We start from the raw sequence: 356 nt of genomic DNA on the forward strand, positions 1-356 counted from the left end.
TACATTTCAGAAGTAGTCTTTGCCTGCATGTGCAGAAGAATGTAATCAGGCCCGCCTGCTTTGGAGTCTGTTCCTGACATGTTGAATCCGCCGAATGGCTGGTATCCAACGATCGCTCCTGTACAGCCGCGGTTGAAGTATAAGTTCCCAACATGGAAGTCTTCGCGCGCTTTTTGGATGTGCTCACGGTTCTGCGTGATCACAGCTCCTGTTAAGCCGTACTCCGTGTTGTTGGCGATTTCAAGCGCATGGTCGAAATCTTTTGCCTTTGTGAAGCCAACAACTGGCCCAAAGATTTCTTCCTGCATTAAGCGTGCATCCGGAGCAAGGTCAGCAAATACAGTCGGCTTGATGAA

At 49.4% G+C, this 356-nt stretch carries 1 protein-coding gene; it reads right to left on the bottom strand.

Translation table 11 applies throughout. From position 1 onward, the window contains the following. Positions 1 to 356: aldehyde dehydrogenase family protein (locus tag JI665_RS28315; RefSeq protein ID WP_206846294.1), on the bottom strand; the 356-nt coding region annotated here is incomplete at both ends.

The organism is Bacillus sp. NTK034 (assembly GCF_017303275.1).
Lineage (GTDB): Bacteria > Bacillota > Bacilli > Bacillales > Cytobacillaceae > Cytobacillus.